The sequence below is a fragment of the Microbacterium maritypicum MF109 genome (assembly GCF_000455825.1).
GTDB lineage: Bacteria > Actinomycetota > Actinomycetes > Actinomycetales > Microbacteriaceae > Microbacterium > Microbacterium maritypicum_A.
The window spans coordinates 1-222 of the sequence record NZ_ATAO01000026.1; the positions used below are offsets into that span (position 1 = coordinate 1).

General features: G+C 72.1%; 1 protein-coding gene. It reads left to right on the plus strand.

Features of this window, described 5'->3' with window-relative positions; translation table 11 throughout:
• The coding region (locus L687_RS0120730) for a LacI family DNA-binding transcriptional regulator (protein WP_031206708.1) at positions 1 to 222 on the plus strand (222 nt) is incomplete at both ends.

Genomic DNA, 222 nt, shown 5'->3' on the forward strand with positions numbered 1-222 from the left:
GCGCCCGACACTGCGCATGGTGGCCGAACGGGCCGGTGTGTCGACGGCGACCGTGTCGTATGTGTTCTCCGGACGCGCAGGGGCGGCGTCGGGTGCCGGCGTCGCCGAAGCCACGGCCGCACGCGTGCTGGCCGCAGCCGATGAGCTGAACTACCGCCCCAACAGTGCAGCGCGGGCGATCCGCACCGGACGCAGCGGCATGGTGCAGCTCTCGCTGCACAT